The sequence below is a fragment of the Argonema antarcticum A004/B2 genome, from assembly GCF_023333585.1.
Lineage (GTDB): Bacteria > Cyanobacteriota > Cyanobacteriia > Cyanobacteriales > Aerosakkonemataceae > Argonema > Argonema antarcticum.
In genome coordinates this window covers 18,137-37,415 of record NZ_JAIQZN010000038.1, presented here as the reverse complement: position 1 = coordinate 37,415, position 19,279 = coordinate 18,137, and the positions used below count along the sequence as shown (strand labels likewise).

12 protein-coding genes are annotated in these 19,279 nt (G+C 46.4%); 8 read left to right on the top strand and 4 right to left on the bottom strand.

The window, feature by feature from the left end; translation table 11 throughout:
* Positions 1-57 precede the first annotated feature (57 nt).
* Entirely contained in the window at positions 58-2,736 is a 2,679-nt protein-coding gene (locus tag LAY57_RS17340; RefSeq protein ID WP_249068039.1) for a bifunctional diguanylate cyclase/phosphodiesterase, read from the bottom strand.
* A 134-nt stretch (positions 2,737-2,870) separates the two neighbouring features.
* The gene (locus tag LAY57_RS17335; protein WP_249068038.1) at positions 2,871-3,101 is read right to left on the bottom strand and encodes a hypothetical protein; all 231 of its coding nucleotides are present in this window, start codon (positions 3,099-3,101) and stop codon (positions 2,871-2,873) included.
* Between the two features lie 152 nt (positions 3,102-3,253).
* Between LAY57_RS17335 and LAY57_RS17330 the strand changes: the two genes are divergently transcribed.
* The 4 genes from LAY57_RS17330 (at position 3,254) to LAY57_RS17315 (ending at position 6,932) form a co-directional block, all read left to right on the top strand.
* Positions 3,254-4,609: an FAD-binding oxidoreductase gene (locus tag LAY57_RS17330; protein WP_249068037.1), complete on the top strand. Its 1,356-nt coding sequence runs from the start codon at positions 3,254-3,256 to the stop codon at positions 4,607-4,609.
* Positions 4,610-4,864: 255 nt separating this feature from the next.
* Positions 4,865-5,929 carry an RNA 3'-terminal phosphate cyclase gene (rtcA, locus tag LAY57_RS17325; protein WP_249068036.1) on the top strand — a complete coding sequence of 355 codons (1,065 nt, stop codon included), beginning with the start codon at positions 4,865-4,867 and terminating at the stop codon, positions 5,927-5,929.
* A 99-nt stretch (positions 5,930-6,028) separates the two neighbouring features.
* Entirely contained in the window at positions 6,029-6,469 is a 441-nt protein-coding gene (locus tag LAY57_RS17320) for a retroviral-like aspartic protease family protein (protein ID WP_249068035.1), read from the top strand.
* Between the two features lie 46 nt (positions 6,470-6,515).
* Complete coding sequence (locus LAY57_RS17315) at positions 6,516-6,932, top strand: retroviral-like aspartic protease family protein (protein ID WP_249068058.1); 417 nt, start codon at positions 6,516-6,518, stop codon at positions 6,930-6,932.
* 217 nt (positions 6,933-7,149) lie between these two features.
* On the opposite strand, the gene crtR is transcribed toward LAY57_RS17315, so the two are convergent.
* Positions 7,150-8,058, bottom strand: a complete 909-nt coding sequence (gene crtR / locus LAY57_RS17310) for a beta-carotene hydroxylase (protein ID WP_249068034.1) — start codon at positions 8,056-8,058, stop codon at positions 7,150-7,152.
* A 332-nt stretch (positions 8,059-8,390) separates the two neighbouring features.
* On the opposite strand from crtR, the gene pyk reads away from it, so the two are divergent.
* From pyk to LAY57_RS17290, 4 genes are all read left to right on the top strand, one after another.
* Positions 8,391-10,184: a pyruvate kinase gene (pyk, locus tag LAY57_RS17305; protein ID WP_249068033.1), complete on the top strand. Its 1,794-nt coding sequence runs from the start codon at positions 8,391-8,393 to the stop codon at positions 10,182-10,184.
* 495 nt (positions 10,185-10,679) lie between these two features.
* Entirely contained in the window at positions 10,680-15,659 is a 4,980-nt protein-coding gene (locus tag LAY57_RS17300; protein ID WP_249068032.1) for a PAS domain S-box protein, read from the top strand.
* Positions 15,660-15,954: 295 nt separating this feature from the next.
* Positions 15,955-17,073, top strand: a complete 1,119-nt coding sequence (gene rlmN, locus LAY57_RS17295) for a dual-specificity RNA methyltransferase RlmN (protein WP_249068031.1) — start codon at positions 15,955-15,957, stop codon at positions 17,071-17,073.
* 43 nt (positions 17,074-17,116) lie between these two features.
* Positions 17,117-17,485 (top strand): four helix bundle protein, encoded by a 369-nt coding sequence (locus LAY57_RS17290; protein WP_249068030.1) that lies wholly within the window; start codon positions 17,117-17,119, stop codon positions 17,483-17,485.
* Between the two features lie 36 nt (positions 17,486-17,521).
* Here LAY57_RS17290 and LAY57_RS17285 read toward each other — a convergent pair.
* The coding region (locus LAY57_RS17285; RefSeq protein WP_249068029.1) for a CHAT domain-containing protein at positions 17,522-19,279 on the bottom strand (1,758 nt) is incomplete at its 5' end.

The following is a 19,279-nucleotide window of genomic DNA, read 5'->3' as shown; positions in this document are numbered from 1 at the left end:
TTTAATTATGACTTCCGATCGAACATTAAAAATCAACAAGAGAACGATTGCACCTCATTACCAACTCAAATAGTTGCAATCATAGTCGTCTTTTCCAGCTTTAGATTGACTTTTTATCCTATAGAGTTTGGTTGCATTTTCGGCTGACAAGGGTCGGCTAAAGAAGTATCCTTGTACGCCGTCGCATTTGACTAAGCGCAAAAATTCTAATTCTTCCGCTTTTTCAACTCCTTCAGCAATCACTTTTAAGTTTAGCCCATGCCCTAAAGCAATGACTGCCCTGATAATTGCCGCTTCCTTTGTATCATTCATCAAACCGTGGATAAACGAGCGATCTATTTTAAGCGTATCTAAAGGCAATTGTTTCAACGTCCACAAAGAAGAGTAGCCCGTGCCAAAATCATCCATCGAAATGTGAATTCCCATCCTTTGTAACGACTGCAATACTGAAATTGTAAAGTCTACATCTTGGATCGCAATGCTTTCAGTAATTTCTATTTCCAGATAACCAGGTTCTAGCCCTGTTTCTTTTAAAACTTGTGCTATTATTTTTACCAGATTGCGTTGCTGGAACTGACGAGTCGAAAGATTAACGGCCATCCGTAACGGCGGTAAGCCAGCTAACTGCCAAGCTCGATTTTGGGCGCAAGCAGTTCTGAGTACCCATTCTCCGATCGGGCAGATTAGTCCGGTTTCTTCTGCTAGGGGAATAAAGCGATCGGGGGGAATTAATCCGCTAGAGGCAGACTGCCAGCGAATCAAAGCTTCCATGCCCACAATCTCACCTGTATTTAAGTCCACCTGCGGTTGGTAGTGCAACAGAAACTCTTCGCGTTCTAATGCTTTATAGAGATTGTTTTCTAGTACCAATCGCTCAAACGCTTTGTTGCCGATCGCTGATGTATAAAGTTGGTAATTGTTTCGACCCAGTTGCTTAGCGCGATACATCGCAGCATCGGCATTTTTCAAGAGGGTTTCAGCGTCTTCACCGTCATAGGGAGCTAGGGCAATTCCTATGCTAGCTTTGACGTTGAGTTCCTGTTCTCTAAATTTAAACGGAACGCTCAGTATATCCAGAAATCGCTGGGCAATTTGTGCGGCATCCTCTGTACTGTGGATGGGCGATAGCAATATGGTAAATTCATCACCTCCCCAACGGGCAACAATGTCACTTTCGCGCAGAGAATGTTTCAGTCGTTTGGCGACATTTTGCAGCAACTCATCGCCAACAGCATGACCTAGCGTATCGTTAATATTCTTGAAACAATCCAAGTCGAGAAACACGACAGCCAACATTTCTCGACGCTGATGGATTTTTGCTAGTGCCAGAGAAAGGCGGTCATTAAATAGTAGCCGATTCGGCAAACCTGTCAGAAGGTCGTGGGAAGCTTGATGCCGGATTGTATCCTCCACTCTTCTCTGCATCACCGCCATGTAGAGGTGAACTCCCAAAGCTTGCGCGAGTTTAATTTCATCGGAACTCCACTCTTTGGCTTTTCCTTTTTTGATTTCTCGCCAAGCTTCAAAAGACCTGCGGGGTCGCAAGTTGCGTTCGTCTTGATTTAAACGTCCAGCCCATAATGTTTCGGTTTCAATCTCATTGCGGAAAATGGTGAGACACCCCACGCATTGTTGCTGATACCGCAGGGGGACGACAAGCAAGGAACGAATAGGAGTTGATTCTAGCTCCGGTTTTAAAAATTCAAGTTGAGACTCTTGATAGATCTCGGTAATAATGTAAGGAAAGTTTTGAGTGTTTAGCGGCAGATCGCTTATATTCTTTAACTCAGGATTGAGAAAAAATAACTCAAAGCTATTTTCGTTGTTGGTATTGGGGGTGTCTTTGGTAGGATTGATGATTTGTTGCCAAAAGGGGCTTTCTTCTATACAGGTCAAAGACAACTGTTCGCCGTAGGTGTAAAGTTGCGCGGGCTGACCTATAGGCTCTGCTGTTATATACAACCGACCACCAGCACCCTGTAACGCTTTGACGGTTTGCTCCAGCACTTTTTGCCGAATTTCTGTAATGTTAAGCGGCGAGTGCAGCAGACGGCTGATTTGGTTACATACTGCTTCGTGTTGAGCTTGCTGTCGAGTGCGGGAAAGCAGATTAGACTGGGCGATCGCGATCGACACTTGATCCACCAACAGCTGTACAATTTTTAAATCTTGTTCTGTAAAGCTTTTTGGCTTGACATGGTGAGAGACTAACAAACCCCAAAGCTGATTTTGGTGCAAAATCGGCACGCTCAGGGAAGAATTCACCCCCATAGCGGTAAGATATTCTACGTGGCAGGAATCGACCGGGCTGTAGCGAATATCTTCCGTAACTAGGCTTTCTCCTGTATTCGGGCAATCTAGCTGGCTGACGGTTTTGTGCCTGGAAGTCACATCCACGATCACCCGCTGACGAGCTTTAATGAACATCTGACGGCTATGGGGAGGAACATCGCTAGCGGGAAAATGCAGTCCCAGCAATGAAGGGAGCCGAGCGCCGCGACGAGCCTCAGCAATCACTTCTCCGCTCCCATCTGGATGAAATAAATAAATTTTTACACGATCGGTCTCTAAAAATGACCGGATTTCCTGTACTGTAGTTGTCAAAATTTCTCGCAGCTCTAAGGAGCGGCGAATTCGAGTCGCAATCCGATTTAGCAAACTTTCGCGATCGTAAAGCTGGGCTTGCTCTTCCGTTATCCCTAAGTCCGGTGCTTTTGGATTTTTTTTATGCGCCATCCTAATAAACCTTCTAATTTGAGCGGTCTGTGATGCTCCCTTCTGAAGTATTTGTTAAAAAACCAGGTTGCGATCGACTAAGATTTAAATTTTTCCTTTATGTATACAAGTTTACATTTTTTCCGCTAAAATCTTTAAATTATATTTAATATACTTAAGATTTTGTTAAAATCTCTATAAAGAAACAAATGTTTGCTATAGGAGCTAGGGTGCGATCTGCCTACTCCTTCCCCGCTGAAAGAATGAATGGGAGAGTGGGAGAGTGGGAGAGTGGGAGAGTGGGAGAGTGGGAGAGTGGGAGAGTGGGAGAGTGGGAGAGTGGGAGATAATCTGGCGGGAAGGGAGTAAGGGTTGACCCAAGCCATTTGGATTGCCTTTTTGGCTTGATAGAATGCACGTAGATGAAAAAAAGCGAAGTATAATATTTAACTTCTGTTAACCTACGTACAAAAAACTCCCATATAGCTAAAGGCAAAGCGTTTGATATTGTTGACCGTATAATTACTAGCACCCAAACATGACAGCAACGCCAATGAAACCTAGCGACTGGGATGCCCTAACCGCTGCGCTGGAAGGATTGGAAATTATTACCGATCCGACTCAAGTAGCTAAACTATCTCAGGATTACCATACTTTTAGTCCAATTTTACAAGCCCAGCTAGCCGGAAAGACGGGCGATCTGGTTGTCCGTCCAGCCAACGAAGCAGAAGTGTTGCGGGTAGCTGCCGCCTGCGTAAAATATAAGGTGCCCCTGACAGTGCGGGGCGCTGGTACTGGCAACTACGGGCAATGCGTACCGCTACAAGGCGGCGTCATCTTGGATATGACTCGAATGCAGAATATCTGCTGGGTGAAACCGGGGGTAGCGCGGGTAGAAGCTGGTGTCAAGCTGGCACAACTGGATAAAAAAGCCAAAGAAATCGGCTGGGAAATGCGGATGGGACCTTCGACGTATCGGACTGCAACGATCGGGGGTTTTATTGCCGGTGGTAGCGGCGGCATAGGTTCTATTACCTATGGACTGTTGGCCGATCGCGGCAATCTCCTCGCCCTACGAGTAGTCACCCTCGAAGACACTCCACGTGCGATCGACTTACGAGGAGACGACGTTCAGAAAGTAAATCATGCCTGGGGCATCAACGGCATCATCACTGAGTTAGAGATTCCCTTGGGGCCAGCTTATCCTTGGGCAGAAGCGATCGTTATTTTTGAAAGTTTCATGGCAGCTGCCAGATTTGGACAAGCCCTAGCGAATGCAGATGGAACGATCAAAAAACTTATTTGCATTACAGCGTGGCCTATTCCCAGCTATCTTAACGCTTTGCGCCCATACATTCCCGACGGCACTCACGCTGCACTGCTGATGGTGGCAGAAACCTGCCTAGAACCATTGCAAGATATGGTAAAGGAATTCGGCGGCACAATTACTTATCAAAAACTGGCACAGGACTCCGGTAAAGGTTTCCATCTGGCCGAATTTACCTGGAACCATACCACTTTACACGCTCGCAATGTCGATCCGTCCATAACTTACCTGCAAAGTATATTCCCCGCAGATACAAGCCTTAAGCTAGTTGAGCATATGTACGATCGCTTCGGCGACGAAGTAATGATGCACCTGGAATTTTTCCGAGTAGGCGGTACAGCAATTCCTGGCGCTTTGCAACTCGTTCGCTACACCACTGAAGAACGCCTCAACGAAATTATTCGCTATCACGAAGAACAGGGCGTCTTTATTGCCAATCCCCACGTTTATATTTTGGAATTGGGAGGTAGAAAGAAAGTTGATATCGAACAGCTAAAATTTAAGGAAATGGTTGACCCTTATGGGCTGCTCAATCCAGGTAAAATGCGAGTACGTTTGGAGCAATAAGCGAACAATTTTAGATTTTAGATTTAAAAGAAATCTTGAAGAATCTTAAGTTTGTCATTGATTCCATACTTCCGATCAACACTAATACAAACTCCTAGCTTCAACTAAGATAAGTAAGTGGGCATAATTAAACGTAAAACTGCCGCGCCATTAGAAACCCGGTTTCTTCGAGAAACCGGGTTTCTGGGTGTTGAGTTTATTTAGGCTCACCTACTTACCAATCTAAAATCTAAAATCTAAAATCTAAAATTGACTATGATTCACATTGATGGTTCTTATGGAGAAGGTGGCGGACAGGTACTTCGCACCTCACTGAGTCTGGCTGCTATTACTGGTGAGACGATCCGCATCGAAAACATTCGGGCGGGACGCAAAAAACCCGGACTTGCGGCTCAACATCTGACTGCTGTAAGGGCAGCGGCGGCAATTTGTCAAGCCCAAGTGCGCGGTGATGCACTGCGATCGATGATGCTGGAATTTGTACCTGGTAGCCAAGTGCAGGCGGGACACTATACTTTCGATGTCTCGGAGGCGCGGCAAGGCGGTTCTGCTGGCGCTCTTACCCTCGTTTTGCAAACCATCTTATTACCCTTAGCGCTAGCTGCTGATGACTCTCAGGTAACGCTGCGAGGGGGAACTCACGTCCCTTTTAGCCCTCCAGTGACTTATATTCAGGAAGTCTACTTGCCGATCGCAAGTCGGATGGGCGTGCAAGCTTCCGTAAGACTGAATGCTTGGGGTTGGTATCCCCAAGGTGGCGGAGAGGTGGTATTGCGGGTAACTGGGGGTAATACCTTGGCGGGGATTAATCTGCTCGATCGCGGCGCTTTGCGACAGGTGCGGGGTGTCGCGGTGGTGACGGAACTTCCCTCCCACATTCCCGACAGAATGGCTCATCGAGCTGAGAATATTTTGCGCGACGCTAACCTCCAAGTTAATATTAAACCCCTGCGGGAGCGGGGTATTGCACCAGGAGCGGGTATTTTTCTCACATCTGAATACAAAAATAGTTTAGCTGGCTTTAGTGCCTTGGGTCGTCAGAATTTGCCTGCTGAAAAAGTAGCTGAAATGGCTTGTGAGGAGTTACTGGATTTCCATGAAAAACTAGCGCCCGTTGATGTTCATCTTGCCGATCAATTGTTGTTACCATCTGCTTTAGCGTCGTCACAAAGTCAGTATCGCGTGGCTGAAATTAGCACCCATTTAACGACAAATGCTTGGGTAATTCAGCAGTTTGGCTTGGCTGAAATAAATATAGATGAAACTGAAAAAATTGTGGCGATCGCACCATTAATATCATCTCCTAACGAGCGCCAATAATAATTATTAGGTATGTTGTTGCGCTTCAGCGCTCTTTAAGATAGCGCCCAAGATACAACAGGTCTGTTAGACTAGATTAATCCCTGGAGTAATATCATTATGCAGTTAACTATCAAGGACTCAATGGGAAAAATTACTACAACGCTAGCGGTCACGAATCGGTTGGATCAAGGTTTGGCTGAACGCGGTTTTATCGCGCCAGACGAAGTGCGTTCAATAACTTTGGAAAATGTGCTAGTGGATACTGGCGCTACCACTTTGTGTTTGCCACAGAATGTTATTGCCCAACTTGGCTTAAAACTTCTCAAAGAAGTGTCTGTAGAGACGGCAACTGGAATAGGTCAGGCACGCATTTTTGAAGATGCCAAAATTTCTTTAATGGGACGAGAAGGAACGTTTGAATGTTTAGAATTGCCGGGAGGCTCATCTCCATTGCTGGGAGTAATTCCCTTGGAGGCATTAGGTATTGAACTGGATTTGCAAAATCAAAGACTTATTCTTTTGCCTTTGAGTCCTACAGCTAGTTATCTGAGAATTTAATTATGGCAGGAGGGATACGATCGTGGAATTAACTATCAAGGACTCAATGGGAAAAATTACTACAACGTTATCGATCGCAAATCATGCTGACCAAGTTCTAGCTGAACGCGGTTTTATCGCGCCAGACGAAGTGCGTTTAATCACTTTGAAAAATGTGCTGGTAGACACTGGCGCTACCACTTTGTGTCTGCCACAGGATGTTATTGCTCAACTTGGCTTAAAACTTCTCAAAGAAGTGCCTGTAGAGACGGCAACTGGCATAGGTCAGGCACGCATTTTTGAAGATGCCAAAATTTCTTTAATGGGACGAGAAGGAACGTTTGAATGTTTAGAATTGCCGGGAGGCTCATCTCCATTGCTGGGAGTAATTCCCTTGGAGGCGTTAGGTATTGAACTGGATTTGCAAAATCAAAGACTTATTCTTTTGCCTTTGAGTCCGACAGCTAGTTATCTAAGAATTTAGTTATGGCAGTCGCCAAGGCGATTAGGACAGTATTAAACGCGCAAAGCAATGCTGGGACTGTGTTTTTACTAAAGCCGAAGCACTCAGCACTAAAGCCGAAGCACTTTGCTATATGGCTAACACAAAAGTTGGTTTTTTGAATGTCAAAAGCGATCGCACTTTTTTATAAGGTATAGCGCGATCGCTCTTGCGATAGTTTCTCCCATTCTACCCTTGACTAAGATGTTTCTTCCAAGCGTTTTTTAGACGCTTTGGAACCGTGAAAGCGAATGCCTAGAAAAATGTCATAAACAAAACTCCAAAAATCTTTTCCTTCCAGAAGACCCAGAGATTGGTGGCAACCTTTCTCATCTAAAAGCGGCTGAGTGGCACGATAAGCTGGCTGATAGTTATACCAGGGAATCGAAGGCCACAAATGATGAATTAAATGATAATTTTGTCCGAGAATCAGCACATTGAGAATAGGACTGGGATAGACGCGGGCATTTTTCCAGCGATCGCGCTCCTGAAATGGTCGGTGCGGCAAATAATCAAAAAACAACCCCAATGCTAGCCCCACCACCAATGCCGGTGAAAACCAAAAATTGAGAATATAGCCCAAAAAGCCATATTGACAGGCAATATAGACAATCGTAGCTACAAATAACCGGCTCAAAAACCATTCCAGCAGCTCATACTTTCGCCACAAACGCCGCTTGAAGAAAAACACCTCGTGATAGAAAAACCGGGCGGCAATCAGCCAGAGTGGCCCACCAGTCGAAACAAAATGATCCGGGTCATTATCCGGATCGTTGACATGGGCGTGGTGCTGCATATGAACTCGCGTAAACACGGGAAAGGCGAAGCCCAACATCAGCGCACTACCGTGTCCCAAAATAGCATTAGCGACGCGATCGCGATGAGCCGCATTATGAGAAGCATCGTGAATCACCGTCCCTGCCATGTGCAAAGCAATGACATTAGTCAAAAAGCAGCAGGGATCTGGCCAATTCCAAAGCCAGTAACCGCAGGTCGAAAGTATGACCATAATAACAGCGGCTACAAACATAAGTAGCGTAGGATTAAAATCGCCGGGAGGACCCAATAACTCTTTAGGTACTGTCAGCGGCCTCTGTGCCTCCGACATCAGTATCTTTACTCCTGTTAACATCCATCGCGTAGTATACGATACGGACACTGTAACAATAAAGTTTTGTTTAGTTACTTGCTAGGAAAAGTCAAAAGTCACTCATTCAAAAGAAAAAAGGCACAAGAGGGAAAAGGGGTTAGGGGAGGGGGCAAAGAGGCTAGTGTATATTCTTCCTTAGCCCTTTTTCTCAACTCTAGCCCCTAGCCCCTAGCCCCTAGCCATTTTATTTCAGATTTCAGATTTGAGATTTCAGATTTTAAATTGAAATAAAATCTAAAATCTAAAATCTAAAATTCCCCTAGCCCCTAGCCCTAGCCCCCAAATTATCCATGCAACTGCGAAATTCCCTGCGTCGAACCAAAATAGTCGCCACCATTGGCCCAGCCTGTAGCAGCCCAGAAGTCCTGAAGGCTTTGATTGAAGCTGGTGCTACCACCTTGCGGCTGAACTTTTCTCACGGAACACATGACCAACACCAGCGGAATATCCGCCTAATCAGGCAGACTTCCTTCGAGCTGAATCAGCCGGTGGGCATACTGCAAGATTTGCAAGGCCCGAAAATTAGACTGGGGCAATTTGAAACTGGTTCCATTGAGGTTAAAAAAGGCGATCCCTTTATTTTGACCAACCGCCAAATCAAAGGTACTCAGGAAATCAGCTCCGTCACCTACGATCGTCTAGCAGCCGAAGTTCCAGCGGGGGCAACCATTCTTCTCGACGATGGTAGAGTCGAAATGGTTGTAGAGAAAGTAGACCGCACCACCGAAGAATTGCACTGTCGCATCGTTGTAGGCGGAACGCTCTCCAACAGCAAAGGCGTCAACTTCCCAGGAGTTTACCTATCGATCAGAGCATTAACCGACAAAGACCGTAAAGACCTCGTATTTGGTCTAGACCAAGGCGTAGACTGGGTAGCGCTCTCGTTTGTCCGCAATCCCCAAGACGTACTGGAAATAAAAGAACTTATTTCCAGTGCCGGTAAACGAGTGCCGGTGATTGCCAAAATAGAAAAGCACGAAGCGATCGAGCAAATGGAAGCCATTCTGGCCTTATGCGATGGCGTCATGATAGCCAGAGGCGACTTAGGCGTCGAACTACCCGCCGAAGACGTACCCATCCTGCAAAAGCGCCTGATTGTCTTAGCCAACCATCTGGGAATTCCCATCATTACCGCTACCCAGATGCTCGATAGCATGGCTAGCAACCCCCGACCCACCCGTGCCGAGATTTCTGATGTAGCCAATGCCATTCTCGACGGAACAGATGCCGTCATGCTCTCCAACGAAACAGCCGTCGGCAAATACCCAGTAGAAGCAGTAGCCACAATGGCTCGCATTGCCATCAGAATTGAGCAAGAACAGGCGCGACAAATAACTACTCAGACAGTCACAAACAACGGTCGCTCAATACCCAACGCCATCAGTCAAGCAGTCAGCCAAATTTCCGAGCAACTGGGAGCTGCTGCAATTATGAGCTTGACAAAAACGGGTGCTACTGCTCGGAATGTATCTAAATTCCGACCCAAAACACCTATCCTCGCCGTTACTCCCCACGTTGATGTGGCGCGGCAACTCCAAATGGTATGGGGCGTCAAACCTCTGTTGATGTTGGAGTTAGCTTCAACCAGTCAAACCTTTCAAGCCGCCCTTAACGTTGCCCAAGAAAGGGGCCTGCTTTCTCAGGGAGATTTGGTAGTAATGACTGCCGGTACTCTCCAAGGGGTCGCAGGCTCCACGGATTTGATTAAAGTTGAGGTGGTAACCGCTGTGCTGGGCAAGGGAACCGGCTTAGGATCGGGTTCCGTCAGCGGTCGGGCGCGGGTGGCTCATAATGCTGTGGATATCAGCAATTTCAATCATGGCGAAATTTTAGTGGCACCCCGCACCAGTGCCGAGTTTCTAGATGCAATTCGCAAGGCAGCTGGCGTGATTACTGAGGAGGAGAGTTTAACTTCTCATGCGGCCATTATAGGCTTGCGTTTGGGCGTGCCGGTAATTGTCGGTGTCAAGAATGCCACTCAGACCATTCGCGATGGGGCAATTCTCACCCTGGATATGCAGCGGGGTCTGGTTTATTCCGGTGCGATGGCAAATACTCAGACCGATGTTACTGTGACGATTTAGCTCAAAAGTTTTGAGTTTTGAGTTTTGAGTTTTGAGTTAAAGAAAGCTCTTAATTCAAAACTCGTAACTCATAACTCCCCAAAGGGTAAATGCTTGATTGTGCCGTAGCAATTTTTTTAACAAATTATTATACTATATTTTATATAGCAACCGCCTTGGCGCTTAGGACAGTATTAAACGCTCAAAGCAAGGCAGAAACTGTGTTTTTACTCAGCACTCAGCACTAAAGCAGAAGCACTTTGCTATAGCTGTCCAGTTGCATCGGTATTGTATGAGTCTTCATGGTTCATCGCTATTTAAATAAACAATGAGCAATGAACATTAACTATAGACTACCAATGCTAACAGATTTGATATTAAACTAGAAATAGGCTCTTCCATATTTACTATGCTATTTGAGTAGGGTAGCAGAGGAAATCGGGAGCCGAGGAATAAAAAGGTTATCTTTTTGCACAAAAGCAGAACAACTCCGAAAGAGCCAAATTTTCAAAACAAATGAAAATACATCATCCCAAGACAGGATATGGCATAGGAGTATTGGCAGTAGCATTAGCGTTAATGGTACTGTGGCCGGGGGTGTTGAAAAATTTATTAGTTGCGAAGGATTTTATTCCCCACGGGCATTGCTATCTGTGGAAACCGGCATTGGTGTCGCTTCACGTTACTGCCGATCTGCTGATTGGTGGAGCATATATTGCCATTTCAGCTACCCTAGCCTATTTAGTCTACAAATCTCATCAAGATATCCCGTTCCACTGGATGTTTCTCTTATTTGGAACATTCATTATTGCCTGTGGCAGTACCCACTTGATGGAAGTGTGGACGCTGTGGACGCCGACTTATTGGTTATCGGGAGAATTGAAGTTAATGACGGCAGTTGTATCTGTGACAACAGCTACGGTATTGCCTTCGCTGGTTCCGCAAGTGTTGACACTTGTGGAAGTGGCTAAAATTTCTCAAGAGCGAAAACTGAAACTGGAAACTGCTAACCTTGAACTGGAGACAGTAGCACACCAACTTCAAGAACTCGATCGCATCAAAAGTCAGTTTTTCGCTAACGTCAGTCACGAACTGCGAACGCCCTTAGCCTTGATCCTGGGCCCAACAGAGAAATTGCTGGCGTCGGAACAGCTCCCCCAGGAACATCGCCATGACTTACAAGTAGTGCGTCGCAACGCCCAAACCTTGCTCAAACAGGTTAACGATTTGCTTGATGTTTCTAAGTTAGAAGCAGGCAAAATGAGTGTGAACTACGCTCAAGTCGATTTAGCGGAACTTGTACGACTCACTGCCGCTCACTTTGAAACGCTAGCCGAAGATTTACACATTTCATTTGCAGTTGAAGGGCCCCAATCCCTGCCTGCACAGGTCGATCCTGAGAAGTTGCAGCGTATATGCTTCAATTTGCTTTCCAACGCTTTCAAATTTACTCCTAATGGTGGCACGATCGGGTGCATTCTGCAAATTCAGAGAGAAGCAGGGGAGAGTGCAGAACTAGAGAGCGGGAGAACGGGAGAGCGGGAGAACGGGAGAACGGGAGAAAATGTACATCATAATTCCCCCACTCCCCCACTCCCCCACTCCCCCACTCCCCCACTCCCCCACTCCCCCACTCCCCCACTCCCCCTTCGCGTTACCATCATCGTTGAAGACAGTGGCCCTGGCGTGCCACCAGAGTTACGAGAAGTTATTTTCGAGCCTTTCCGCCAAGAAGAACGGGGGATTAGTCGTAATTTTGGCAGTACTGGACTGGGATTAGCGATTGTCAAGGAATTTATTGAGTTGCACGGTGGTACGATCGCAGTTGAAGACTCAGCCTTGGGTGGAGCAAAGTTTACTGTAGAACTGCCGTTGCTAGCACCAGCAGGTGTTACCTTACAAACTCCCATTGATAAGGAAAATATCAATAATGAACTCGCCCGCCAAACACTCGCAGAACTGCAAGTAGAGGAAATTACGGATCGGGATGATTTTTGCCCTCTTCCTCTATCCCCTTCTTCCGAATCCCCACTAATACTGGTAGTCGAAGATAATCCAGAAATGAATCGGTTTATCACACAGACGCTGACACCTGAATATAGAACAGTAACAGCTTTTAACGGGCGAACAGCACTGGAATTGGCGATTGAGTTGCGTCCCGACTTGATTCTCACCGATGTGATGATGCCCGAAATGAGCGGCGAAGAACTGGTGTGGGAGATCCGCCTACGCCCAGAACTTGATGTTGTGCCAATTGTGCTGCTGACGGCCAAAGCTGACGATGAGTTGCGCGTGCAGCTGTTGCGAGAAGTAGCACAAGACTATGTGATGAAACCTTTTTCAGTTGAAGAACTGAAGGCGCGAGTGGGCAATCTGATTGCTATGAAGCGTGCTAGAGAAATACTCCAGCAGGAGTTGGGATCTGCTACTGAAAACTTGGCAGTGTTAGCGAAAGAAGTACAAATTCGTCAGCAAGAATTGCAAACAACGCTCTTGTTTTTGCAAGAATCCGAGCAACGCTTCCGCCAACTGGCAGAACATATTCACGAGATTTTCTGGCTGTTTGAACCCGAAAACGTTCAGATTCTGTATATCAGTCCGGCTTACGAACAAATATGGGGTCGCACTTGCCAGAGTTTGTACTCTAGACCTAGATCTTTTTTGGACGCTATCCACCCGGACGATCGCGAGTTCGTGCAATCTCTCACAGCTAGACACATACAAGGAGATCGAACTGAAACAGAATATCGAATCCTTCAGCCTGATGGGACGCTGCGGTGGATATGGGATCGAGCTTTTCCGATTAAAGACGAGTCAGGAAAAGTTGATCGCATCGCTGGGATTGCGGAAGATATTACCGATCGCAAGCAAGCAGAAGCGGCGCTGCAAAAGTTCGCTTCCGAATTAGAAATTTTAGTTGCCCAACGCACTGCCGCTCTGGCAGAAGCAAATACGCTGCTGCAAGAAAAGATTACCGAATTAGAGATAGAAAAGGAAGCCTTGCGGCAAAGCGAACAACGTTTTCGCAGCTACTTTGAATTGCCTCTGATCGGTATCGCCATCACATCCCTGGAAAAAAATTGGCTGCAAGTAAACGATAAATTGTGCGACATTTTTGGCTATTCCCGGCAAGAACTGAGCGAGATGACTTGGGTTGATTTAACTCATCCCGATGATTTAGCGGCGGACATTGAGTATTTCAACTTAATTTTGACGGGCAAAAGCGAAAGCTATTCAATGGACAAGCGGTTTATTCGCAAAGATGGGGGGGTGATTAATGCCACCATTGCACTCCAATGCGTCCGTCGTGCTGACAGGTCAATTGATTATTTTGTTGTTTTAGTTCAGGACATTACCGATCGCGTACAAGCTTTTGAGAGGCTGCGGCTACTAGAATCGGTGGTAGTCAACGCCAATGACGCCGTTATCATTACCGAAGCCGAACCGATTGAGGAGTCAGGGCCTCGAATTATTTACGTTAACGATGCCTTCACCCGCATGACGGGCTACACTCAGCAGGAAGTGCTGGGCAAAACGCCGCGAATTTTGCAAGGCCCGAAGAGCGATCGCACTGCCTTAAACAAACTTCGGACAGCTTTGCAAAACTGGCAACCATCGGTAGTTGAATTAATTAACTACCGCAAAGATGGCTCCCAATTCTGGGTTGAACTCAGCGTTGTTCCCGTGGCTGACGAAACAGGGTGGTACACGCACTGGATCGCTATACAACGCGATATCACCGATCGCAAGCTCTCAGAAGAGGTATTGCATCGCCGCAAACAACAATTCAAAACATTGGTGGAAAATACACCCGATATCATTATCCGCTGCGACAAAGAAATGCGTTACTTGTATGCAAATCCAATCGTGGAAAAGTTAACAGGAACGCCAATCCAAAACTCGATCGGCAAGACTTTCCGAGAAATGGGAACGCCCGAAGATTTATGCCTGCTTTGGGAGAGGACGCTGTATCAAGTTTTTGAAAGTGGTATCCAACAAACGATTGAATTTGAGAGCCCCACGGTGCTGGGATTGCGTGCCTATCAATCTCGCTTAGTTCCAGAGTTGAACAAAGAAGGTGCAATAGAATCAGCGCTAATTGTCATTCGCGATATTACCGAACTCAAACAAGCTGAAGAAGAACGCGCCCAACTGATTCGCGAACAAGCAGCTCGTGTCTTGGCAGAAGATCAACAGCGACGATTTGCTTTCCTCGCCCAGGCTAGCATGGTGCTGGCTTCTTCTCTCGACTACGAAACTACTCTGGCTCAGCTAGCACGCCTTTCGGTGCCTTACCTTGCTGACTGGTGTATCGTTTATATTATTAAAGAAGATGGAGAGATCGGTCGGTTGGCAGTCGCCCATAGAGACTCAACCCAGGAAAAACTGCTCCTGCAACTGCAAAGCAATTCTGGACTTGACTCGGATCGATCGCACCCAGTCGTAGAAGTTTTACGCACAGGTAAGCCAGCTTTCTATCCTGAAATTCCCGATGTCATACTCCAGGAGAGTGCGATCGATCCCGAACAACTCCAGCTGTTTGACGCATTAAAACCCCGATCTGTCACGATCGTGCCCTTAGTTACTCAAGGCCGAATTCTGGGGGCTTTGGGCTTTGCTTTTGGGGAATCTGGACGCTACTACACTAGCGAAGATCTGACCTTGGCGGAGGAGTTAGCTAATCGCGCCGCCCTAGCAGTAGACAACTCCAGAACACACTTGGAAGCGCAAGAAGCCAATCGCCTCAAAGACGAATTTCTGGCTATCCTCTCTCACGAACTCCGAACGCCCCTACACGCTATCCTGGGCTGGGTGAGTTTGCTACGGGCTGGAAAAGTTAACGCTACTATGACAGAACGTGCCTTGGAAACGATCGAGCGCAATGCCCGTTTGCAAACTGAAATGGTTTCTGACTTGCTCGATGTTTCGCGCATTATTCGGGGCCAACTCCAACTGGATCTCTGTCCGATTGACCCCATCCCCGTCATTATGGCTGCTCTCGATACGGTACGACCGACAGCTGAGGCTAAAGGTATTGTGCTAAACTATGACCTCAATCCCGTGGGACAAATTGCGGGTGATAGCGATCGCTTGCAGCAGATCGTGTGGAATTTGCTCTCCAATGCGATCAAGTTTACCCCAAAAGGGGGACGGGTGGAAATTCGACTCGAATTGGGGAATGGGGAATGGGGAATGGGGAATGGGAAAGAATTGCCAATTGCCAATGCCCAAATTACGGTAACCGACACAGGCAAAGGCATTAGTCCTAAGTTTATGCCTTTTGTATTCGATCGCTTTCGTCAAGAGAATACTAGCAGTAAGCAAAATGCTAACAGCACACTGACGCGATCGCAGACTGGACTCGGTTTGGGTTTAGCGATCGTCCGCAATCTCGTAGAATTACATGGCGGTACTGTTATTGCCTACAGTTCAGGTGAAGGACAGGGCGCGACTTTTACGGTGAAGCTACCACTTCTTGAAAAAGCTAAAAATTAACCAGACAAATATTGTTTAGCCCAAACGGCATCCGCACCTCCATGAGAACTACATCCAGTTGCAGTTTTTCGGTGAGTGCGATGTCGTTACGCATCGTTTATCTAAAAAATTCCTGTTCTTATTCTTATCTGCGTTTATCTGCGTTCATCTGTCTTCATCTGCGTTAAAAAATCAAACCAAGGATGAAAACAAACAATTTGACGACATCACTCATGTACTAACGATGTAACCGGAAACGAGATCATTAGTTGCCAAAACAGTTAGCCTAGAAGTCGAACGTTTTTTGGCAGGAATTATGGTACAGAGCAAATTAAGGAAGCGATCGGCCCCAAAAGGCAATAATCTCAAGTCTAGGGAAATTCTCCCCATCTCTCCCACTCCCCCGCTTCCCTACTCTCCCACTTCTCTTCTGGGGGCAAATTTGACACAATTAACGGAGTGGGTGCAGCAGCGGGGACAACCGGCGTACAGGGGACGCCAGCTGTACCAGTGGATTTATCAACAAGGTGCTAGAAGTATCGGCGAAATCTCCGTATTTCCCAAACAGTGGCGGGAAGCACAAGCAGATGTGCCGATTGGCCGATCGGCCCTACACCATCACTCTGTCGCCCCAGATGACACAATTAAATATCTTTTGCGACTTGCAGACGGTCAAATTATCGAAACTGTTGGCATTCCTACAGAAAAGCGCCTCACCGTTTGCGTTTCTTCCCAAGTGGGCTGTCCGATGGCTTGCGACTTCTGCGCTACTGGGAAGGGAGGTTTCACCCGCAATCTGGCCCGCCATGAAATCATCGATCAGGTTTTAACTGTTCAAGAAGACTTTAAACGGCGCGTCAGCCATATTGTATTCATGGGTATGGGTGAACCTTTATTAAATGTGGAAAATGTAGTCGGAGCAATTAAATCGCTCAACGAAGATGTGGGGATCGGACAGCGATCGATCACTCTCTCAACTGTAGGAATACGCGATCGCATTCGGCAACTGGCGCAATATCAACTGCAAGTCACTTTAGCAGTCAGCCTGCACGCTTCCAATCAAACTCTGCGGGAAAGCATGATACCCACCGCCAAAAACTATCCCTTGAAAGCAATGCTTGCAGAATGTCGGGAATATGTCGAACTCACTGGTCGCAGAGTAACATTTGAATACATTCTCCTCGCTGGAGTCAATGACCTGCCAGAACACGCTGAAGAACTAGCCGCACAAGTTAAAGGTTTCCAGAGTCACGTTAATCTGATTCCTTACAATCCCATCCAGGAAGCTGACTATCAACGCCCCACTACGAAACGCATTCAAGCTTTTGTTGCTGCCCTGAAAAAGCGAAATATTGCCGTTAGCGTGCGCTATTCGCGGGGATTGGAAGCTGATGCAGCTTGCGGACAATTGCGACAGTCAAAAGTCAAAAGTTAAAAGTCAAAAGTCAAAAGACTGGGATCAAAGGAAGTCAAAAAATATGTCAGACAAACCTTTTGATATTTGTGAGAGAACTTTCCAGTTTTCTGTTCGTATAGTCAATCTTTGCAGTTTTCTAAGTGAAACACCAGGGCCAGCAAGGGAATTATCAAAACAATTGATTCGTTCGGGAACTTCCATAGGTGCGAATGTGGAAGAATCAAGATCTGCACAAAGTACAGCTGATTTTATCCATAAACTAGAAATCGCCTTAAAAGAAGCTAGAGAAACTAGGTACTGGATCAGGTTAATTGTTGCTGCTAACATAGTTCCAGAAAACAGATTACAGCCCCTCCTGAATGAGATAAATGAATTGATGAACATTATTGCTGCCATGATTGTCAAATCTAAAGAAAACAAGAAAAAGTAATTTTTGACTTTTGACTTTTGACTTTTGACTTTTGACTTACCAAGGGCTGCCAATCATCGTAAAACCTGCCCAGAAGTAAGGATGGGAGAGATTTTGATTTCCTTGCGAAGCTAGTTCTGGTGGCAGAGGCACTCCTTCGGGGTGAGAAACCAGTCCTAGCACTTTACCATCCTCTATACGGATATCCCCTCTAATCATAGAGATTTGAGCCTCCTGGAGGGCTTGTGCTTTGATAGGTGCTGTTTTCAAATGCTGATAAAACGCTGTCATCAGTCCCAGAGTTCCTTGATCTGACACATACCACAAACTCGCCAAAGCCGACTTCACACCAGATGCTACAGCCAAACCCGCAAACCCTAACTCAGCTTGTTCATCTCCCAAAGCGGTGCGACAGGCACTTAGTACCAATAGTTCCACTTGTGGTTTATTCCATCTCATTTGCCGTAATTGATCTAACCCCAGTTGCGAGTTCCAAAGCTGGATAAAAGAGTTATTTGGTTTCCCCGCCCTAAATTCGGCGTGCGTTGCTAGGTGAATAATTGAAAATGGTTGGTTAGAGCGTTGTAATTTGAGATTTGCTAATGTAAAACCTTCATTGAGGAAAGTTTTACCTTGCCATATTTCTTTCGCAATGGTGAATAACTCTACTGGCACAGCGGGTAAAGGACTTAAGTCAGTAAATTTTGAGGCTCCCATTGCTAGAACTTGAGAGTTTCTAATATCTTTGTAATCGCTATCGATCAAATTGACGCTGGGAATTAAGCCGATACTGTACTTTTCTACTAAAAACTTTTGTCCATCGTGGAGGGCGGCTATCGGTATCGATCTCAGCCCTGAGTCTAAAGAAAAAGCGAGGGTTTCTATGCCTTGCGATCGCAGTTCGGCTTCGATAGGTGCAATTAGCCACTGATAAAGCTTTTTAGCAGAAGGGAGGTACGAAGTCGTATCAGTTTTAGAACTATCAGTTACTTCTGAACGAAACTCTGCAACTACTTTAAGCAGCGCATTGCGATTGGCCGCCCTGATGGTGCGGTGAATGGGTCTGCCTGATGGCGTAACCAACACGAGTTCTAATTGCTCTGGTTGGATAAATACGTAGAGAATTGCTGGCTTTTTCCCCGGTCTTTCGGCTATTCTTTTGAGGATGCGCTGAACCTGTACAAGAGACAGTGAATTTTTACTGTTTCCAGGGATATTTTCGCCAAAGTAATTCTCATATTCCTGCTGCCTGAGTTTTTCAATTTCGGGTACGAATACCTCTAAATTGCCTCTTTGAAGGGCTGTCGCAACGTTCTCGCGCAGTAACCCAGTTGTATCTAGAGAACTTCTGCCTGTACTGCTAGCATTTCCTGCCTGTGCGGGCGAAATACTTATCGTTTGGAGGTCTGTTGAAATTGTTATTTGGTTCGCTGGCGACAATCCATTCATAGGATTATTACCAGGATTGGGATTAACTGGAGTGGGATTAACTGGAGTGGGATTAACTGGAGTGGGATTAACTGGAGTGGGATTACCCGGATTGGGATTAACTGGGTCAGGATTACCCGGATTGGGATTACCCGGATTGGGATTAACTGGGTCAGGATTACCCGGATTGGGATTACCCGGATTGGGATTACCTGGGTCTGGATTACCCGGATTGGGATTACCTGGGTCTGGATTACCCGGATTGGGATTACCCGGATTGGGATTAACTGGGTCAGGATTACCGGGATTGGGATTACCGGGATTGGGATTACCGGGATTGGGATTACCGGGATTGGGATTACCGGGATTGGGATTACCGGGATTGGG